This window comes from Brenneria populi (assembly GCF_036016195.1).
In the GTDB taxonomy this organism is placed as follows: Bacteria; Pseudomonadota; Gammaproteobacteria; order Enterobacterales; family Enterobacteriaceae; genus Brenneria; species Brenneria populi.
The window spans coordinates 1-1,293 of the sequence record NZ_JAYWTM010000003.1 but is presented as its reverse complement, the minus strand read 5'-3'; the positions used below and the strand labels follow the sequence as shown (position 1 = coordinate 1,293).

The 1,293-nt window shown below is 51.5% G+C and carries 1 pseudogene; it reads right to left on the bottom strand.

What is annotated here, in order from left to right:
- Positions 1-334: 334 nt before the first annotated feature.
- Positions 335-1,293: pseudogene (locus VSX58_RS04750) on the bottom strand (IS3-like element ISEc52 family transposase); the annotation flags it as partial.

The following is a 1,293-nucleotide window of genomic DNA, read 5'->3' as shown; positions in this document are numbered from 1 at the left end:
CGAATCCTCCCGGATGCACCATATAATTGGAAATGCAGTAACTCCAATGTTCGGATATTACCCATCTCATTGTCTACCTCCTAAAATTTTGCTCCCAGCTTAAATAATCCCGACAAAACGCCCTGTTTGTATCTTTATTTTTAGCATATTGATATTAGAGATAAATCCAGCGTTTAAGCCGTTCACCTCCTGGCGTAAGAAATGCGAGGGGCAGAAATCGACAGCGGCGAGTTCGCACGAAACGCCCACGATGCATTACAGAATGCGGGAACCCCAGGCTGCCGGTATCTTTCTTGTCGTGTCTCCGGCTTATCTGCCGCTGTAGATGTAGTGGTCAACAAAAACTGGCCACCGCGTTAGAGTTTTTCCAGTATCGGTTTTCCGATTCGTTTGGTGGTAACCCACCATTATATTCGTGCGGTCTTAGTGCACTGTAATATCCAACGATATAGTCCGTTATGGCGTGAGCTGCATCGCTGAAGCTTACGTAACCCGTCACCGGCACCCATTCGTTCTTCAGACTCCTGAAGAAGCGCTCCATTGGGCTGTTATCCCAGCAGTTTCCGCGCCGGCTCATACTCTGTCTGATCCTGTATCGCCACAGTAACTGCCGGAACTGCCTGCTTGTATAATGACTACCCTGGTCGCTGTGGAACATCACCCCGACGGGCTTACCGCGAGTTTCCCATGCCATTTCCAGCGCTTTCATGGTGAGTCTGCTGTCCGGCGAGAACGACATTGCCCAGCCCACTGGTTTTCTTGCGAACAGGTCGAGAACAACGGCGAGGTACGCCCAGCGTTTACCTGTCCAGATATAGGTCACATCACCGCACCACACCTGGTTGGGCTCCGTTACGGCGAACTGTCGCTCAAGATGATTCGGGATAGCAACATGCTCATGACCGCCACGTTTATACCGGTGAGTAGGCTGCTGGCAACTGACCAGTCCCAGCTCTTTCATGAGCCTGCCAGCAAGCCAGCGCCCCATCTGGTAGCCTCTCTGGGTTGCCATTGTGGCGATGCTTCTTGCTCCGGCCGAACCGTGGCTGATGCCATGCAGCTCAAGTACCTGGCTGCGTAATATAGCCCGTCTGCCGTCTGGCTTTTCAGGACGGTTTTTCCAGTATTTGTAGCTGCTGCGATGAACCCCGAACACATGGCAGAGTGTGGCCACAGGATAACGCGCCCTGAGTTTCCCGATTATCGAGAACTGTTCAGGGAGTCTGACATCAAGAGCGCGGTAGCCTTTTTTAATATTTCGTTTTCCATTTCAATACGTTGCATCTTCTTCCT